This window comes from Sphingomonas sp. BLCC-B65 (assembly GCF_028550675.1).
Lineage (GTDB): Bacteria > Actinomycetota > Actinomycetes > Actinomycetales > Microbacteriaceae > Microbacterium.
The window spans coordinates 198,212-214,390 of record NZ_JAQQGL010000002.1 but is presented as its reverse complement, the minus strand read 5'-3'; the positions used below and the strand labels follow the sequence as shown (position 1 = coordinate 214,390).

Genomic DNA, 16,179 nt, shown 5'->3' with positions numbered 1-16,179 from the left:
CGACATCGTCGCCGCGCGATCCCGTTCTGTGGAGGGGAGAGGCTCCGCCCTGGGTGGGGAGGAGGCTCGACGCGATGTCTCACCCGTCACACCAGCCCCAAAACCGCGAAAACCCGCCGCGCTAAACGGGAACGCCGCGATCGGGACTTTAGGGTGTCGAGTGTGTGGAGAGCAGACGATGGCGCCGTGCGAGGCGTGGACGACGCCGACCACGGTCACGCGGTGAGCCCGGCGGACCTCGACCTGTCCGAGCCGGGTGTCGTCGTGACCCACGTCGCCGCCGGCGAGCGTGCGCGCCTGCGCGAGGAGTCGGGGTGGCTCGGCGGCAGGTCCACACTGCTGCACTACACCGACGCCGGCGACGCAGGCATCGACATCACGAAAGCCCACCCCGGCAGCCTGCCCCAGTTCATCACCGGGCGCTCGACGCTGCTGTCCAACCTCTTCCGCGACGAGGTCGCCCTGCGCACGGCACGGTTGGCGGCCGAGCGCATCGCCGCGAAGGACGTCGAGATGCGCACGACGCGCGGCCTCGACACGGTGCATCTGGCGGTCGGCATCGCCGGCTGGCGCATCGGCGGTGTCGCCTACGCCGCCCCGGTGCTGCTGCGCCCGCTCGCCATTCGCCGTCACCATTCCGATTTCGACCTCAAACTGCACGGCACCTTCACGATCAATCCCGAGCTCGTCGTCGCTGCCCGCACTCACTTCGGTCTCGTGATCGACGGACGCGCGCTCGCCGAGCTCGCCTACGACGGCGGCGTCTTCAAGCCGCAGCCGGTCATCGACCACCTGCGGGCGCTCACCGCGCACGTCGACACCTTCACGGTGCAGCCGCGACTGGTCGTGTCGACGTTCGCCGATGCCGCCTCGCCGATGAGCCGCGATGCGGAGAGCCTCGACCACCCGATCCTCAACGCTCTCGCTGGCCATGAATCCGACCGTGAGGACCTGTCGATCGTCCGGGCGGTGGCTGCGCCCGTCAGCTCCGACGAGCGCCCGCCCGCCGCCGACCGGCTTCTGCTCGATGCGGATGCCGAGCAGGAGGCGGTGCTCGCGCGCATCGCCGCCGGACAGTCCCTCGCCGTGCACACGCTGCCGGGCACCGGCGGCACGCAGACCGTGATCAACGCGGTCGGCGAGCTCGTGCGCGCCGGCAAGCGGGTCCTGGTCGTCAGCGCGCGCCGCTCCACCCTCGAAGGCGTCCGCCACCGCCTCGCCGGCATCGGACTGCCCGGACTCGCCGTCTCACCGCGCCACCTGCACCGCGATCTCATCCGCGCGATCACGCGCAACGAGAAGGCGGAGCAGCCCAAGGTGGCCGACGTCGACGACGCTCTGGTGCGCCTGCGCACCGTGCTGCGTGACTATCGCGATTCGCTCACCCAGCGGCATCCGCGCGTCGAGGTCTCCCCGCTCGAAGCGCTCCGCACGCTGGCCACGATCGCATCGATGACGCCGCAGCCGTCCGCGGCGACCCGATTCGACATCGCCACGCTGCAGTCACTCGGTACCCGCCGTGCCGAGGCGGCGCAGGCCCTGGCAACGGCGGCCCGGCTCGGTGAGTTCCGCTTCGGCCCCGACGATTCGCCGTGGTACGGCGTCGCCTTCGCCTCTACTCAAGAGGCCCGCGACACGCACGCGCTCGCCGGTCGGCTGCACCGCACCGAGGTGCCCGCGATGCTCGAGCGCGGTTACGAGCTCATCGCGCAGACGCGCATGCGTCCGTTCTCGACCCTCGCCGAACTCGGTGCCTACGTTCAGCTGCTGCAGGGCATTCGCGCCTCGCTCGACCGCTTCAGCACCACCGTCTTCGAGCGTCCGCTGGCAGAGCTGATCCAGGCGCACGCCCCGCGCCGTGACGCCCCCGCGATGACATCGCCGCAGCGCCGCCGCCTGAAGAACCTGTCGCGCGAATACGTGCGCCCGGGGATGCACATCACCGACATGCACGAGTCGCTGCTGCGGGTGCAGCAGCAGCGTGCGCAGTGGCAGCAGCTGGTCGATCCGGGCGTCATGCCCGAGATCCCCCTGGGCCTGGACGACGTCGCCACGGCGTGGCAGCGTGTGGCCGCCGACCTGGGGGCGCTCGACCGGGCACTGGGGCGAACCGAACCGCTCGCGTCCCTGCCGATTCCGTACCTGCTGCGCACTCTCGCCGGGTTGGCGGCGACCTCCGACGTCTTCGACAACCTGGTCGAACGTGCCACCCTGCGCGGCGAGCTGGCCGACATGGGACTGGAAGAGCTGCTCACCGAGCTGTCCGTCCGCCACGTCCCCGAAGAGCACGTCGCCGCTGAGTTCGAGTTCGCCTGGTGGCAGTCCGCTCTCGAAGCGATGCTGCGCTCGGACCGGGCGCTGCTGGGTGCGAACACTTCGGTCGTCGACCGGCTCGAACGCGATTACCGACTGGTCGACGAGGCGCACGCGGCCTCGGCGGGGCCGCTGCTGGCCGCGGAACTGGCGACGACGTGGAAGATCGCCGTCGTCGACGAGGCCGGCGAAGCTGCGACCCTGAAGCAGCTGCTGCGCAGCGGCGGAGCGTCTGCGACGGAGCTGGTCGCGGCCGCGCCGAAGCTCGTGCGCACGCTGGCCCCCGTGTGGCTCGCGTCGCCCTATGAAGTGCCCTCGATTCCCGAGTCGCCGCTGTTCGACGTGGTCATCGTCGCGGATGCCGCGGCGCTGTGCCTTGCCGAGGCGGCGCCCGCGCTGCGACGTGCGCGACAGGTGGTCGCCTTCGGCGACCCGGTGACGCAGCGGCCCACGCCGTTCCGCGTGGGCGCCGGCCATGCGACGGCGGAGGACGAGCCCGATGTGCCCTTCGACGGTGTCAGCGTGTTCGAGCGGCTCACCGAACTCGTTCCGGTCGAGACGCTGACCCGCAGCTATCGCGCGGGCGGTGAGGACCTCGCCGAGCTCGTCAACGGCGCGTTCTACGAAGGTCGACTCGTCTCTTACCCCTGGGCCGGCTCTTACCTCGGGCGCGGGAGCCTCAGCGTCGACTACGTCGAAGGCGGCACCGGCGCACCCGATCCGATCACCGGCGCCGTCGAGAGTCCGGATGCCGAGGTCGCCCGCGTCGTCACTCTCGTGGTCGAGCACGCGGTCAACCGTCCCACCGAGACCCTCATGGTCGTCACGGCATCCGTGCGACACGCCGAGCGCGTGCGCGCCGCCGTCGCCGCCGCGTTCGCGGGCCGATCCGACGTCGCCGAGTTCGTCGGCCGCGACACGGCCGAGCCGTTCGCGGTGCTCGGACTCGAGGAATCGGTGGCGGAGAGTCGCGACCGGGTCGTCTTCTCCCTCGGATTCGGGCTGACCAAGCACGGCCGGGTGCTGAGCGACTTCGGCGATCTGTCGGGTCCCGACGGAGAACGCCTCCTCACGGTCGGCATGACCCGCGCACGTCGCTCGATGGTCATCGTCTCGTCGATCCGTCCCTCGGCCTTCGACGAGGGACGCCTGGAGTCCGGTGCGGCGACGCTCATGTCGATCCTCGGCGGCATCGCCGCCCGCGCCCGTGAGTCCCGGCTCGAAGACCTCGCCGATCCGCTCACGCTGGCCCTCGCCGGTCACCTGCGGGCACTCGGCATCGCCGTGGACGTCAACTACCGGGGCATCCTTCCCCTGGTCGCGCAGCACCGCGGCAAGGCGGTCGTCGTGGAGAGCGACGCCGACAGCATGGGGGAGACCCTGCGTGAGAGCCTGCGACTGCGCCCCCAGGTGCTGCGCCGTCTCGGATGGCACTACGTGCGCGTGCACGCCTTCGACCTGTACAGCGACCCGTCCGGGGTCGCGGGACGGATCGCGGCCATCCTCGGCGCCTCGCCCGAGACGCCACGCGCCGACACCGTGACCGAACCGCTCGATCTGCGCTGATCCCCGTGGCAGACGAGAGCCGCCAGCGCGTCGAGCGCGTGCGCGGATCGCGCCGCGCGCGACTGACTCCCGCGCCGGGCACCGACCCCGCGCCCGAGGTCCCCGTCATCCGTGACGATGCCCCGCCCCTCACCGGGGACGGGGCATCGGGGCCGAACGATGACCGCCTGCGGCGGGACGTGCCGCCGCACTACTAGGGGCGTTTCGACTCGCTGCGCTCGCTCAACGACCGGAAGAGCGACGACGCGAAACGCGCTCAGCGCGGGGCGGAGTTCTTCTCCAGCAGGTCGCGGATCTGGATGAGCAGCTCCTGCTCGGTCGGCAGCTTCTCCTCTTTGTCTTCGGGGACGCCGGCCTTGGCGGCCTGACGCTCCTTCCACGCGTTCATCGGGAACACGAACACGAAGTAGACCACGATCGCCACCGCGAGGAAGCTGATGAGCGCGCTGACCAGGTCGCCGATCGGGAAGGTGACCGTTCCGCCCCAGACCGCGGGAACCGGGATGCCGGGAACACCGTTGTCGCCCGGCTTCCAGAACACCTCGATGAGCGGGGTGATGATGGACGCCACGATCGCGTTCACGACGGCGGTGAACGCGGCACCGATCACGACAGCGACCGCGAGGTCGATGACGTTGCCGCGCATGATGAAGTCTTTGAAGCCCTTGATCACGGTTCCTCCGATTCTCCGGCGTGCGCCGGTCACGACCCCGACGAAGCGGGCGAGGACTTCGCCTCGGACTTCGATGATGTCGAAGTCGATGCGCCGGCGCCAGCGCCCCCGCCGGAGGTGGACGAACGCGAGTCGGTGCGGTAGAAGCCGGAACCGTTGAAGGTGACCCCGACGGATCCGTACTGTTTGCGCAGCGCACCGCCGCACTCGGGACACTGCGTCAATGCGGCATCCGAGAAGGACTGCACGGCATCGAAGCGGTGTCCGCACTGCGTGCAGGCATAGGCGTAGGTGGGCATGGTCTCCTCCGGGAAGGGCTCAGCGTTGCGGCGACGCGAGGTCGACGGTGCGGGTGGGGGTCACGACACCGGTGACCGGCTGGTCGTGGAGGTCGCGGGGAACCTCGTCCAGCAGTTCGGTGTCGAAGACGACGGCATAGACGGGCGGGCAGTGCTGCATCGAACCGAGGGTCTTGTCGAAGTAGCCCCGTCCCCATCCCAGGCGCATGCCGGAACGGTCGACGGCAGCGGCGGGGATCACGAGCAGATCGACATCGTTGACGGCCAGCGGACTCAGCACCTCGCCGACCGGTTCGGGCATGCCGAACAGGCCCTCCGCAATGTCGGCGCCGGGCTCGGCGACCACCCAGTCCAGCAGTCCGTCGGCGCGGGTGATCGGCAGCAGCACCCGGATGCCGCGCGCGACGGCGTCGGCGACGAACTCGTGCGTGCCCGGCTCGGTCGGAGCAGAGAGGAAGCAGGAGATCGAGCGTGCGCCGGTGCGGGCGATCAGCGCGTCGAGCTGAGTCTTGACGCCGGCGGCGTCGGCGGAGCGCATCGCTTCGGAACGCTGCTGACGGCGCTCGCGGAGGTCGGCGCGCAGTGCGCGTTTCGCATCGTCGATGCCGTCGGTCATGGTCCGATTGTAGGCGGCGCACCGACATGCACGACCGCGACGGTCACGGGCGCGGTGGTGCGCGCCGGTAGGGTGTGGGTCATGTCAGCTCCTGCGATCAAGGCCGTCATTCCCGCTGCGGGTCTCGGCACGAGGTTCCTTCCCGCCACCAAGGCGATGCCGAAGGAGATGCTGCCCGTCGTCGACAAGCCGGCCATCCAGTACGTCGTCGAAGAGGCGGTGGCGGCCGGTATCGATGACGTGCTGATCATCCTGGGCCGCAACAAGAACAACATCTCGAACCACTTCGACTCCGTGCCCGAGCTCGAGTCGAACCTGCTCACCAAGGGTGCGCACGACAAGCTTCTCAGTGTGCAGCGCTCGACGGAGCTCGCCGATATCCACTTCGTCCGCCAGGGCGAGCCGAAGGGTCTCGGCCACGCCGTGCTGCGCGCCCGTCACCACGTCGGAGACGCGACCTTCGCGGTCATGCTCGGCGATGACCTGATCGACGAGCGCGACGAGCTGCTGTCGAAGATGCTGGCGGAGAACGCGGCGTCCGGCCTCACGGTCATCGCCCTCATGGAGGTCGACCCCGACCACATCCACCTGTACGGGGCCGCCGCCGTCGAGCCCACCGACGATCCCGATGTGGTCCGCGTCACGGGCCTCGTCGAGAAGCCGAAGAAGGAGGATGCCCCCTCCAACTACGCCGTCATCGGTCGGTACGTCCTCACACCGGGCGTGTTCGACATCCTCGAGCGCACCGAGCCGGGCAAGGGCGGCGAGATCCAGCTCACCGACGCCCTCCAGGAGCTGGCCGTCACCGACGGCGTGTTGGGCGTCGTGTTCCGCGGTCGCCGCTACGACACCGGCGATAGGGTGGACTACATCAAGGCCATCGTGCAGCTGGCCGCCGACCGCGACGATCTCGGTCCGGAGCTGCGGCCCTGGTTGAAGGACTTTGCGGAGAAGCTCTGACGCTGATCCTGAGCGGCCGAGGTGAGGGGTGCCGATGGAGTTGACGGCTCCCCGTGAGCACGGTCCGATCGCGATCCGACTCATCAAGCAGCGCGATGCGCGCGTGCTGCAGTCGGAGTTGATGAGCAACCGTTCGTGGCTGCGGCCGTGGGAGGCGACCAGCCCCGACGGTCCCGTCTCGTTCGATATGCGCCTCGGCATCCGTCGCCTGCTGCAGCAGTACCGCGACGGTGGCGGCATGCCTTTCGTGATGGAGTACGACGGCGAGCTCGCCGGACAGCTGAACGTCTGGGGAATCGCCCGCGGGTCGCTGTCGTCGGCGACGATCGGGTACTGGGTGAGCGAGCGGTTCGCCGGCCGGGGCATCACGCCGACCGCGGTCGGCCTGGCGACCGACGTGTGCTTCCGTGAGCTCGGGCTGCACCGCATGGAGATCTGCATCCGTCCGGAGAATCGGGCGAGTCTGCGGGTCGTCGAGAAGCTGGGCTTCCGTTACGAGGGGCTGCGGCGGCGATTCATCCATATCGCGGGCGATTGGCGCGACCACTACGCGTTCGCGCTGGTGCGCGAGGAGGTTCCCGAAGGCGTGCTGCAGCGGTGGTTGCAGGGTCGCGCGCCCGAGAGCGCGGCGACCGTGCCGCTCACCGACCGCCCCGCCGGCTGACCCGTCGCAGCGCGGCAGGAGGCCGCGAAACCTTCAGGTTCGACATGAAGGTCAGACACGCGGTCGGATGTCGCCCGATCGCGTCGCCTCGGCCCTACCGTGGGGGACATGGGTGGACAGGTTCTCGGCGGCGGCGTGGTCGTCCTCGTTGCCGTGGCGCTGTGGATGATCTACCTTCTGCCGTCGTGGCACGGCCGACACCAGTTCAATGCCGCTGAGCGCAACGCGGTGCGGTTGAATCAGGCGCTGCGTGTACTCGCCGAGACCAGTGAGACCCCGCAGGAAGTGCGGCTCGAGCTCAACGCGCGCACGGCGATGGCCCAGCAGCGACTGGCCCGTCAGGCCCAGACAGAGCGCGAGCAGGCCGAGCTCGCCCGCGTACGCGCCGAGCTCGAAGTCACCAAACTGCAGGCGCGCGCCGAGGCCGCGGCCGCCCGCGAGGCCGCCGCGCGTGCGGCCGCTCGCGAGCGCGCGCGTCCCGAGATCCGTCGTGCCCAGGCTCGTCGGCGGGCACGCCTCGTCGTCACTCTCGTCGCCGTCGCCGCTCTCGCGCTGGGCGCGTGGGGCGGCGTCCAGCTGGCCACGACCGGCGCGCAGCTGATGCTCTGGCTGGCCGGGGTGCTGTTCGTGAGCTGCGCCCTGCTGCTGCAGCGGATGTCGCGCGTGCAGCGTCGCGTGGTCGTCCGCGAGGCGGTCGCGCCGATCGAACGCGTCGCAGCCGACGTGCAGGACGTGGCTCTGGAAGCCGAGCGCAGCTCGTGGGTGCCGCGAGCGCTTCCGCGGCCGCTCACCGTGTCGGCCGGCTCACGTGCCGCCGCGGTGCTCGACGAGGCGGACGCCCGCGAAGCGCTGCGTCGCGGCGCCGTCGAGGAAGCGATGCGCGCGCGTGCCGAGCGTCAGCGTCCCGTCACGCTGCAGCCGCGGCCTGCGGCCCACGACGACGAGCTCGTCGGCGGAGCGGCCGCGGGCGACGCCGCCATCGAGGCTCATGTGCGCCGCCTGCTGGAACGCCGCGCCTCCGGTCAGTAGCACCGGCTGATGACACCGACCGGTCGGCTCAGCCGACCAGGAGGCGTCCGCGGCCGATGACGACCTCGCGTCGCGGCGTGCGAACGAGGGCGTCCATGGCGTTCTCGGCATCCACGAGCACGATGTCGGCGCGGTCTCCTGCCTGCAGTCGATTCGTCGCCAGGCCGGCGAAGCGGGCGGAGGCGCCCGTCGCGATCTCGACGACACGGAGGAGGTCGTCGTCGCGCACGATGCTCGATGCGCGCGCGTACTGCCAGGCGATACCGAGCAGGTCTCCGGTGCCGTAGGGGCTCCACAGGTCGCGGATGCCGTCGGTGCCGAACCCGAAGGCGACACCGGCCGCATCGAGCTCGTGCAACGGGAGCTGGGGGAGTCGGAGCGGCGCGACGGTGGTCATCGTGACGCCGAGTGCGGCCATCCGCGCGAGGAGGTCGCGGCGTCGGATGCCGTCGAGCTGAGCGACCGCGAAGCCGTGTGCCACGTTGACGCGGCCGTGCAGACCCAACCGCTCGACGCGCTCGAGGATGAGCTCGATCTGAAAAGCCCCCAGCTCGGCGGGGTCGTGCAGGTGGATGTCGACGCCGACGCTATGGTCGGCCGACAGTGCGAGCAGGGCGTCGATCTGCCCGACGGGATCGCGATCGATCGTGGCGGGGTCGAGCCCGCCGATGTGCTCGACGCCTTCGCGCGCGGCGCGGTCGAGGAGGGCGAGCACGCCGGGGCGGCGCAGCACACCGTCTTGCGGGAAGGCCACGATCTCGACGGCCAGGGCACCGTCGTAGCCGGCGACGGCCTCACGCACGGCCTCGATGCCGCGCAGTTCGAGCCCCAGATCGACGTCGACGTGCGTGCGGATCGCGGTGGTGCCGTGGGTCACGAACTGCTCGAGGACGTTGCCGGTGATCTCTGCCGACGGTATCCCGATCTCGTCGCGGTGGGCCCGCTCGTGACGGATGCGGCCCTCGGTCGTCCCCTCACCGCCGTAGGACTGCCATGGCAGTCCCCACCACGACTTGTCGATATGCGCGTGCGCGTTGACGAGACCGGGCAGGGCGAGCAGTCCGCGTCCATTGACGACGTTCCCGGCGGTGTCCACGGCGGTGTCGTCGGACGTCGGCGTGACCGCGCCGATCATCCCGCCGGCGATACGGAGATCGACCGCGTCGCTCGGGTGCGACCACAGCCGGACGTTGCGAACGACATCGATGTCAGCAGGGGTGGGGCTCATGCCTCCATCCTGCCGGTGCAAGCGGGGTCCGAGACGCGTGATAATGTTGAGGACATACAAGGGCCTATGGCGCAGTTGGTAGCGCGCCTCGTTCGCATCGAGGAGGTCAGGAGTTCGAATCTCCTTAGGTCCACCACAGACGGCGTCTCTCCTGCAGGAGAGGCGCCGTTCCTCGTTGGCGGTCGCGTGCGGCTCTCAGAAGTCGAACCCCGCCGCGCCGGTGGTCAGGATCCGGATGCCCTCGCCGATGACGCGGATCAGAATGAAGATTCCGGTGCCGGCGGCGATGAGGCCGACTGCTCCCACCCACCTGGGGCCGGACTGGCTGAACAGTAACACCCGTGAAACACCTCGACGCGATTCACGAAATGTAAAAGCTTTACGTTTGGGGTGTCCCGCGAACGAGATGGAGGTCTCACAGTGACGCACCCGACTCCGCGCGCCGCATCCGATACGGCGCACAGCTCCTCCCGCTCCACACGCTCCGCCCGCTTCACCCGTCGTACTCGCCTCACCACCGCCCTGGCAGCCGCGGTCACCGCAGCCGCCCTGCTCTCCGGCTGCGCGAGCACGCCGGCGGCATCCACCAGCTCCGCCGGAACCGCCGACTTCGGCACCGGCGGGGTCGCCCTCAGCTGGATCAAGAACTACGAGTTCGCCGGCTACTACTACGCCGACAAGAACGGCGACTACACCAAGAACGGCTTCTCGTCGGTCGACATCATCGCCGGCGGCGGCACCACGAACCCGTGGGACACCGTGCTGGCCGGCAACGCCACCATCGGGCTCGCCTCCGACCTCACCGGCATCACCGGCGCCATCCAGGGGGGTGCGCCGCTGAAGATCATCGGCGCCCAGTTCGTGAAGAGCCCGGTCGGTTTCGTGTCGCTCAAAGCCAACCCCATCGCCTCGGTCGCCGACCTCAAGGGCAAGAAGATCGGCGTCGACGCGGGTGGCAAGCTCGCGGTCGAGGCGGTGCTGGCGGCCAACAAGCTGCCCGCCGACACGGTGACCTTCGTCTCGGTTCCCAACGGCATCGATCCGCTCATGAAGGGGGATGTCGACGCCCTCGTCGGCTTCCTGACGAACTACCCGATCGCGGTGAAGCAGGCCGGCGGCGACGTCGTCACCCTCAGCTTCAGCGACGCCGGCTACGCCCAGTTCGGCGACGCCATCGTCGTGAGCGATGACATGCTCACCAACCACCGCGACGAGGTCAAGGCGATGATGAAGTCCGTCATCGAAGGCTGGAATGCCGCCCTCGCCGCCGGTCCTCAGGGCATCGCCGACATCGCGATGGAGTACGGCGGAAAGGACAACGACCTCGACGCCACACTCCAGCTGTCCAGTGCGACCGTGCTGCCGAGCTTCATGCTGACCAGCGACACCGTCAAGAACGGCATCTTCACGCTGACACCCGATCTGGTGACGCAGGCCGTCACCTCTCTCGGCGCCGCCGGCATCACCGCCGACGCGTCGCAGTTCGACACGTCGCTGCTGAGCGAGCTGTACGCCGAGAACCCGGATCTCATCCCGGGCTTCAGCGTTCCTGCCGCCCCGTAGCGGTGACACCGACGGATGCCGGGGCGACCCGAACGCGCCCCGGCATCCGTCACTCAGTCCTTCCCCTTCCCTTCTCGCGACAGGAGATGACATGACCGCTCCGTCCCTCCGACTCGCGCGGCCCTCCCGCCCCGCCGCGACGGCCGCACTCACCGTTGTCGTCGCGATCGTCGTGGTCGTCGCGGCCTGGCAACTCGTCGCGGTCGCGTTCTTCACGCGCGAGAACGGCACGCCTGGCGCGATCCCGCCACCGGGCGCCGTACTGGCACGCGTCGCGCAGAACCTCACGGATGCCGGGTACTGGTCGGGCTTGGCCGCGACCGCCGGCGCCGCTCTGAGCGGATACGCGATCGCCGTCGTCATCGCGCTGGTGCTCGGCGCGGCCGTCATCCTCGTTCCCGCCCTCGAGGCCTTCGCGACCCAGCTCGGCATCATCGCGGCATGCATCCCCGTCGCCGCCGTGAGCCCGATCGTCGTGATCATGTCGCCGTCGGGGTCCCGAGCCGTCAGCATCGTACTGGCGGTGCTCGCCGTGATCTTCCCCATGATCATCGGCGTGCTGCTCGGTCTTCGCGCCGCCAGCCCCGCCCAGCTCGACCTCGTCCACGTCTACGGAGGCACCGAGCTCACGGCGATACGGCGGGTACGACTGATCAGCGCGCTGCCGGCGCTGCTGACCGCGCTGAAGATCGGCGCGCCGGCCGCCTTCCTGGGGGCGATGACCGGTGAGTTCTTCGCCGTCGGCGTCGACGCCGGCATGGGGCGCCTGCTGATCTCCCAGCAGTACGTCGGCGACTACGCCGGGATGTGGGCCATCGCCGTCCTCGCGGCCTGCGTGTCGGCCCTCGGGTACGCCCTGCTCGCCGCCGTCGCCGCGGTGATCGCGCCGTGGACCCGCCACCTCGGGGGAGGAGCACGATGACCCGCCTGCGCCCGGTGGCGGCATCCGTGCTCACCACCCTCGCCACGCTCGTCGTCCTGCTCGTCGCGTGGCAGCTCACCGTGTCGCTCAGCCATGTCAGCCCGTATCTGACCAAGACGCCCCTCGACGTCGTGGACTACCTTTTCGTCGACGGTCGCTTCAAGCCCGTCGAGGCCGCTGATCGTCGCGCCGCACTCGTCCCGATGATCGGCGTGACGCTGATGCACGCGGGCGTCGGTCTTGTCTGCGGCGTCACGCTCGCCCTCGCCGGCTCGATCGCGATGTCGCTCTCGCGCGGCCTTCGCACCACGTTCCTGCCGATCGCGCTCGTGCTGCAGACCGTGCCGCTCATCGCCATGGCCCCGGTCATCTACGCCGTCTTCGGGGCGGGAATCGTCACGGCGGCGGTCATCGCCGCCATCGTCACCTTCTTCCCGCTGCTGATGAACGTCACGACCGGCCTCGCGTCGGCCTCGCCCGAGACGGTCGATCTCGTGCGCGCCTACGGCGGCGGCCGGCTCACCCTGCTGTGGCGGGTGCAGGTGCCGAGCGCGCTGCCCTTCCTGTTCGCCGGGCTCAAGATCGCCGCGCCGGCGACGATCTCGGCCGCGACCCTCTACGAGTTCCTGTTCTCGTTCGAGGGACTCGGCGCGAACCTCCTCACCAGCAAGTCCTACTCCGACTACGGACTGCTCTGGACCCTCGTCGTCGTGACGATCGCCCTCGCGCTCGCCGCCTACGCCCTCGTCGCCCTCGCGGAGCGGCTCGTGCTGTCGGGCCGCTTCCCCCCGCCGTCCGCCGTCATTCGTCGAGGAGCACCGTCATGATCAGAACGTCGTCCGTACGTCCCGCTCCGGCCGGACCCGCCGAAACGCTGCCCGCCGACTCCGGCGTGCACCTGCGAGGACTGACCCGCGAGTTCACCACCCGGACGGGAGTGGTCGCCGCCGTCTCCGACGTCGACCTCGACACGGCCCGCGGCTCGTTCCTGTCGTTGCTCGGCCCGAGCGGCTGCGGCAAGTCGACCATCCTGCGCATCCTCGCCGACCTCGACACCCCCACCGCCGGCGCGGCGCACATCAACGGGATGACGCCGGCCGCGCTGCGCCAGGCGAAGCAGGTGGGAATCGCTTTCCAAGATCACGCTCTGCTGCCCTGGCGCAGTGTCGAGACCAACGTGCGCTTTCCCTTCGACGTCGCCGGCGTCGACGTCGATCGCGCCTGGATCGCGGAGCTGCTCGCGATGGTCGGTCTCACGGAGTTCGCCCGAGCCAAGCCGTGGCAGCTCTCCGGCGGCATGCGCCAGCGCGTCGCCATCGCCCGGGCCCTCGCCCTCCGCCCCAGCGTGCTCTTCCTCGACGAACCCTTCGGCGCCCTCGACGACATGACCCGTCAGCGCCTCAACCTCGAGCTCCAGCGCCTGTGGAGCGAGCAGGGCGCCACGGCGGTCATGGTGACCCACGGCATCCATGAGGCCGTGCTGCTCTCCGACTACATCGCCGTCATGAGTCCTCGCCCCGGAACGATCAAGGAGGTCATCCACGTGGACCTTCCGCGTCCGCGCACGATCGACATGATGGCGACCCCCGAGTTCCACCACTACGTCGACCGGGCCACCGCCCTTCTGTTCCACTGACCGGTGTTGCACTGATCGGTGCCCGCCGCATCCACCCTCCCCGCCGCAGCGAAAGTAGGCAGTTCCATGGCTCTCACCCCCGTCGCCGCCACCGGCGCCCCCGCCGATCTCGACGCCGCCGAGCGCGCGTATCGCGCGTTCATGATCGCCCTCGGCCTCGACGCCGATCATCCCACCATCGTCGACACGCCGCGCCGTGTGGCGCAGGCCGGTCTCGATCTGTTCAGCGGTCTGCACGGCGACCCGATCCGCGCCCTCGGTGGTGGGGAGCCGATCGAAGGCGTCTACCCGGGGCCGGTCGTCGTGCGCGACATCCCGTACTCGTCGGTGTGCGAACACCACATGCTCCCGTTCAAGGGCGTCGTGTCGGTCGCCTACCTGCCGGACCGGATGCTCGCGGGCATCGGCGACTTCGACGCCATGATCCGCGTGCTGGCGGCGCGCCCGCAGATGCAGGAGAGGCTGGCGGACCAGATCGCGCAGACCGTCGTCGACACGATCGGTGCGCGCGGCGTGCTGGTCGTGCTGTCGGCCGAGCAGGCGTGCATGTGGGCACGAGGCGAGCGGACGGTGGGCTCCGAGGCCTACTCGGTGTCGAGTCGCGGCGTCTACGACGACGACGCGGTGCAGCGGGCCGAGGCTCGCAGCCTGATCGGCCTGCACGGATGAGCAGCCCGACCTGGGTCGACGTCGCCGCCCTCGCCGCGGCGGGCGGCATCGCCGTGCAGCCCATCGGCGCGACCGAGCAGCACGGGCCGCACCTGCCGCTGAGCACCGACGCCGTCATCGCGACGGCGCTCGCCGACACCGCCCGGGACGTGCTCGCGGCGCGCGCCGCGGCGGGGATCGCCGGCGTACCGCCTCTGTGGATGCTGCCGCCGCTGGCGTACGGCACGTCTCCCGAGCACGCCTCGTTCGCGGGCACCGTGAGCCTGTCGTCCACGACCCTGCGCGCGATCTGCCTCGACGTGGCGCGGTCGGTCGCGGCGGCGGGGGTGCGCACGCTCGTGTTCGTCAACGCGCACGGCGGAAACCCGGAACTGCTCCACGTCGTCGCGCGCGAGATCCGCGACCAGACCGGCGTCCTGGTCGTCGTCGTGCACGGGCCGGCGCTGCCGTTGCCGCCGGAGCTGACGGGGGCCGTGCCCCGCCCCGACGTCGACGTGCACGCCGGCTTCTACGAGACCAGCGTGCTGCTCGCCGTCGATCCCGCGTCCGTGCGCCTGCCGCTGGCCGCGCCCGACGGGGTGCCCCGCACCGACGAGCTCGCTGCGGGCGCCCTGACGCCGCTGGTCGGTCCGTTCGCGGCGATCTCGCTGCCCTGGCGCACGGAGGACGTCTCGGCATCCGGCACCATCGGCGACCCGACGGGAGCCAACGCCGAGTGGGGACGGGCCGCCCTCCGGGCGCAGGCCGACGCGCTCGCCGATGTGCTGAGGGAGATCGGCCGGCTGCGGTCGGAATTCTCATGACGGGGCGAGACAGGACCGACTCCGGCCTCCTCTACACTCGTGACGGGTCGCGCGCCGACGCGGCCGACGCACGCGCGGGAGGTCGGGCGATGGAACGCAGCACGCCGACGGACGGCCCTGCGCGCACGCCGACCCTCCAAGAGGTGGCCACGGCGGCCGGCGTCTCGCTCGCGACAGCATCCAACGCCCTCAGCGGACGCCGCGGCGTCAGTGTCGCGCTGCGCGAGCGTGTGCTCGAAGCCGCCGCCGGACTCGGCTACTCCCGCGGCGGAGGTGCCCGCTCGCGCCCCCGCACCGATCGGGTCACCGTCGGCATCGTGCTGCCGGACGTGCGCAATCCCGCCTACGCCGAGCTGGCCCACGCGTTCGAGCAGGAGGGTACCGCGCGCGACTGGTCGATCGTGCTGGCCTCGTCGGGGTACGAGCCCGACCAGGAACTGGACGTCCTCGAAACGCTCGTGCAGACCGCCGACGGCATCATCGTCTCGCCCTCGCGTCCGCCGCGGTCGGGACTGCACCGCCTCGCCGCCTCGCCCGTGCCGATCGTCACCTGCGACGAGCCGGCCGACTCGCTGCTGATCGCCGGCTCGGTGCGCTCCGACAACTTCGGCGGCGGTCGTGCGGCGGCGCACCACCTCGTGGATGCCGGGGGCACACGCTTCGGCCTCGTGGGCGGCCACGGCTACCTGCCCTCGACGCAGGAGCGCCGCGACGGCTTCCTCGCCGGGCTCGCAGATCGCGGGGTTCCCGCATCCGCCGTGACGATCGCGGGGTCGCTCTACGGCATGGACGGGGGACAAGCGGGTATGGCCGAGCTCCTGGAGGAGGCACCGGACGTCGACGCCGTCTTCGCCCTGAGCGACATGCAGGCGATCGGTGCGCTCTTCGAGGCGCAGCAGGCGGGCCGCTCGATCCCCGGCGATCTGCTGCTGTGCGGATACGACGGCATCGGGTGGACGCAGCGCCTGTCGCCCACCATCACCACCATCCGCCAGGACTGGCCGGGCATCGCGGCGCGCGCTCTGGAGCTGCTGGACGAAGCCATGAACGGCGCCGGCCCGGCCGGCTACGGGTCTGCGCGGGTTCTCGCGGTCAGCCTCGTCGAGGGCGAGTCGACGCGCCGATCCTGAGCGCGGCCGCCCTGCCGGTGATCGGCGCGGCCGCTCGATCGCGTCGAGCGTGCACCCGCGGCCGCCGGAGTGCGTAAGATGTATGCAACTGAATCCAACTTGGAGGCA

The 16,179-nt window shown here is 70.5% G+C and carries 17 protein-coding genes and 1 tRNA gene; 13 read left to right on the top strand and 5 right to left on the bottom strand.

The window, feature by feature from the left end:
* Positions 1–186 precede the first annotated feature (186 nt).
* Positions 187–3,879, top strand: a complete 3,693-nt coding sequence (locus PP359_RS14365) for a hypothetical protein (RefSeq protein WP_499250907.1) — start codon at positions 187–189, stop codon at positions 3,877–3,879.
* 5 nt (positions 3,880–3,884) lie between these two features.
* Positions 3,885–4,076: a hypothetical protein gene (locus tag PP359_RS14360; protein WP_112931059.1), complete on the top strand. Its 192-nt coding sequence runs from the start codon at positions 3,885–3,887 to the stop codon at positions 4,074–4,076.
* Positions 4,077–4,135: 59 nt separating this feature from the next.
* Here PP359_RS14360 and mscL read toward each other — a convergent pair whose 3' ends face one another.
* Genes mscL through PP359_RS14345 form a run of 3 tightly spaced genes read right to left on the bottom strand, consistent with a single transcriptional unit; the run spans position 4,136 to position 5,467 of the window.
* The gene (gene mscL / locus PP359_RS14355) at positions 4,136–4,585 is read right to left on the bottom strand and encodes a large conductance mechanosensitive channel protein MscL (RefSeq protein WP_499250906.1); all 450 of its coding nucleotides are present in this window, start codon (positions 4,583–4,585) and stop codon (positions 4,136–4,138) included.
* Positions 4,582–4,851, bottom strand: coding sequence for an FmdB family zinc ribbon protein (locus tag PP359_RS14350; protein WP_039412030.1), 270 nt, complete (start codon positions 4,849–4,851; stop codon positions 4,582–4,584). Before PP359_RS14350 ends, mscL begins: the two co-directional genes overlap by 4 nt.
* A gap of 19 nt (positions 4,852–4,870) precedes the next feature.
* Positions 4,871–5,467: a 5-formyltetrahydrofolate cyclo-ligase gene (locus PP359_RS14345; RefSeq protein ID WP_016464579.1), complete on the bottom strand. Its 597-nt coding sequence runs from the start codon at positions 5,465–5,467 to the stop codon at positions 4,871–4,873.
* Between the two features lie 81 nt (positions 5,468–5,548).
* Between PP359_RS14345 and galU the strand changes: the two genes are divergently transcribed.
* From galU to PP359_RS14330, 3 genes are all read left to right on the top strand, one after another.
* Positions 5,549–6,427, top strand: coding sequence for a UTP--glucose-1-phosphate uridylyltransferase GalU (galU, locus tag PP359_RS14340; RefSeq protein WP_036316299.1), 879 nt, complete (start codon positions 5,549–5,551; stop codon positions 6,425–6,427).
* 34 nt (positions 6,428–6,461) lie between these two features.
* Entirely contained in the window at positions 6,462–7,091 is a 630-nt protein-coding gene (locus PP359_RS14335; RefSeq protein WP_499250905.1) for a GNAT family N-acetyltransferase, read from the top strand.
* Between the two features lie 108 nt (positions 7,092–7,199).
* Positions 7,200–8,120: a hypothetical protein gene (locus PP359_RS14330; RefSeq protein ID WP_499250904.1), complete on the top strand. Its 921-nt coding sequence runs from the start codon at positions 7,200–7,202 to the stop codon at positions 8,118–8,120.
* Between the two features lie 28 nt (positions 8,121–8,148).
* Here the strand turns inward: PP359_RS14330 and PP359_RS14325 are convergent, their stop codons facing one another.
* Positions 8,149–9,348, bottom strand: coding sequence for an amidohydrolase family protein (locus PP359_RS14325; RefSeq protein ID WP_499250903.1), 1,200 nt, complete (start codon positions 9,346–9,348; stop codon positions 8,149–8,151).
* 60 nt (positions 9,349–9,408) lie between these two features.
* Here PP359_RS14325 and PP359_RS14320 point away from each other — a divergent pair.
* A tRNA-Ala gene (locus tag PP359_RS14320) sits at positions 9,409–9,484 on the top strand.
* 59 nt (positions 9,485–9,543) lie between these two features.
* On the opposite strand, the gene PP359_RS14315 is transcribed toward PP359_RS14320, so the two are convergent.
* Positions 9,544–9,687, bottom strand: coding sequence for a hypothetical protein (locus PP359_RS14315; RefSeq protein ID WP_499250902.1), 144 nt, complete (start codon positions 9,685–9,687; stop codon positions 9,544–9,546).
* A gap of 81 nt (positions 9,688–9,768) precedes the next feature.
* Between PP359_RS14315 and PP359_RS14310 the strand changes: the two genes are divergently transcribed.
* The 7 genes from PP359_RS14310 (at position 9,769) to PP359_RS14280 (ending at position 16,071) form a co-directional block, all read left to right on the top strand.
* A complete protein-coding gene (locus PP359_RS14310) occupies positions 9,769–10,911 on the top strand; it encodes an ABC transporter substrate-binding protein (protein ID WP_499250901.1) in 1,143 nt (380 codons plus the stop codon).
* Between the two features lie 91 nt (positions 10,912–11,002).
* The gene (locus PP359_RS14305; RefSeq protein WP_499250900.1) at positions 11,003–11,833 is read left to right on the top strand and encodes an ABC transporter permease; all 831 of its coding nucleotides are present in this window, start codon (positions 11,003–11,005) and stop codon (positions 11,831–11,833) included.
* On the top strand, positions 11,830–12,660 hold the full coding sequence (locus PP359_RS14300; protein WP_499250899.1) for an ABC transporter permease: 831 nt from the start codon (positions 11,830–11,832) through the stop codon (positions 12,658–12,660). Before PP359_RS14305 ends, PP359_RS14300 begins: the two co-directional genes overlap by 4 nt.
* Positions 12,657–13,469 (top strand): ABC transporter ATP-binding protein, encoded by an 813-nt coding sequence (locus PP359_RS14295; RefSeq protein ID WP_499250898.1) that lies wholly within the window; start codon positions 12,657–12,659, stop codon positions 13,467–13,469. Before PP359_RS14300 ends, PP359_RS14295 begins: the two co-directional genes overlap by 4 nt.
* A 66-nt stretch (positions 13,470–13,535) precedes the next feature.
* Positions 13,536–14,138, top strand: coding sequence for a GTP cyclohydrolase I (folE, locus tag PP359_RS14290; RefSeq protein ID WP_499250897.1), 603 nt, complete (start codon positions 13,536–13,538; stop codon positions 14,136–14,138).
* Entirely contained in the window at positions 14,135–14,941 is an 807-nt protein-coding gene (locus tag PP359_RS14285; protein ID WP_499250896.1) for a creatininase family protein, read from the top strand. Before folE ends, PP359_RS14285 begins: the two co-directional genes overlap by 4 nt.
* An 89-nt stretch (positions 14,942–15,030) precedes the next feature.
* The gene (locus PP359_RS14280; protein ID WP_162722393.1) at positions 15,031–16,071 is read left to right on the top strand and encodes a LacI family DNA-binding transcriptional regulator; all 1,041 of its coding nucleotides are present in this window, start codon (positions 15,031–15,033) and stop codon (positions 16,069–16,071) included.
* The last annotated feature ends 108 nt before the right edge of the window (positions 16,072–16,179 follow it).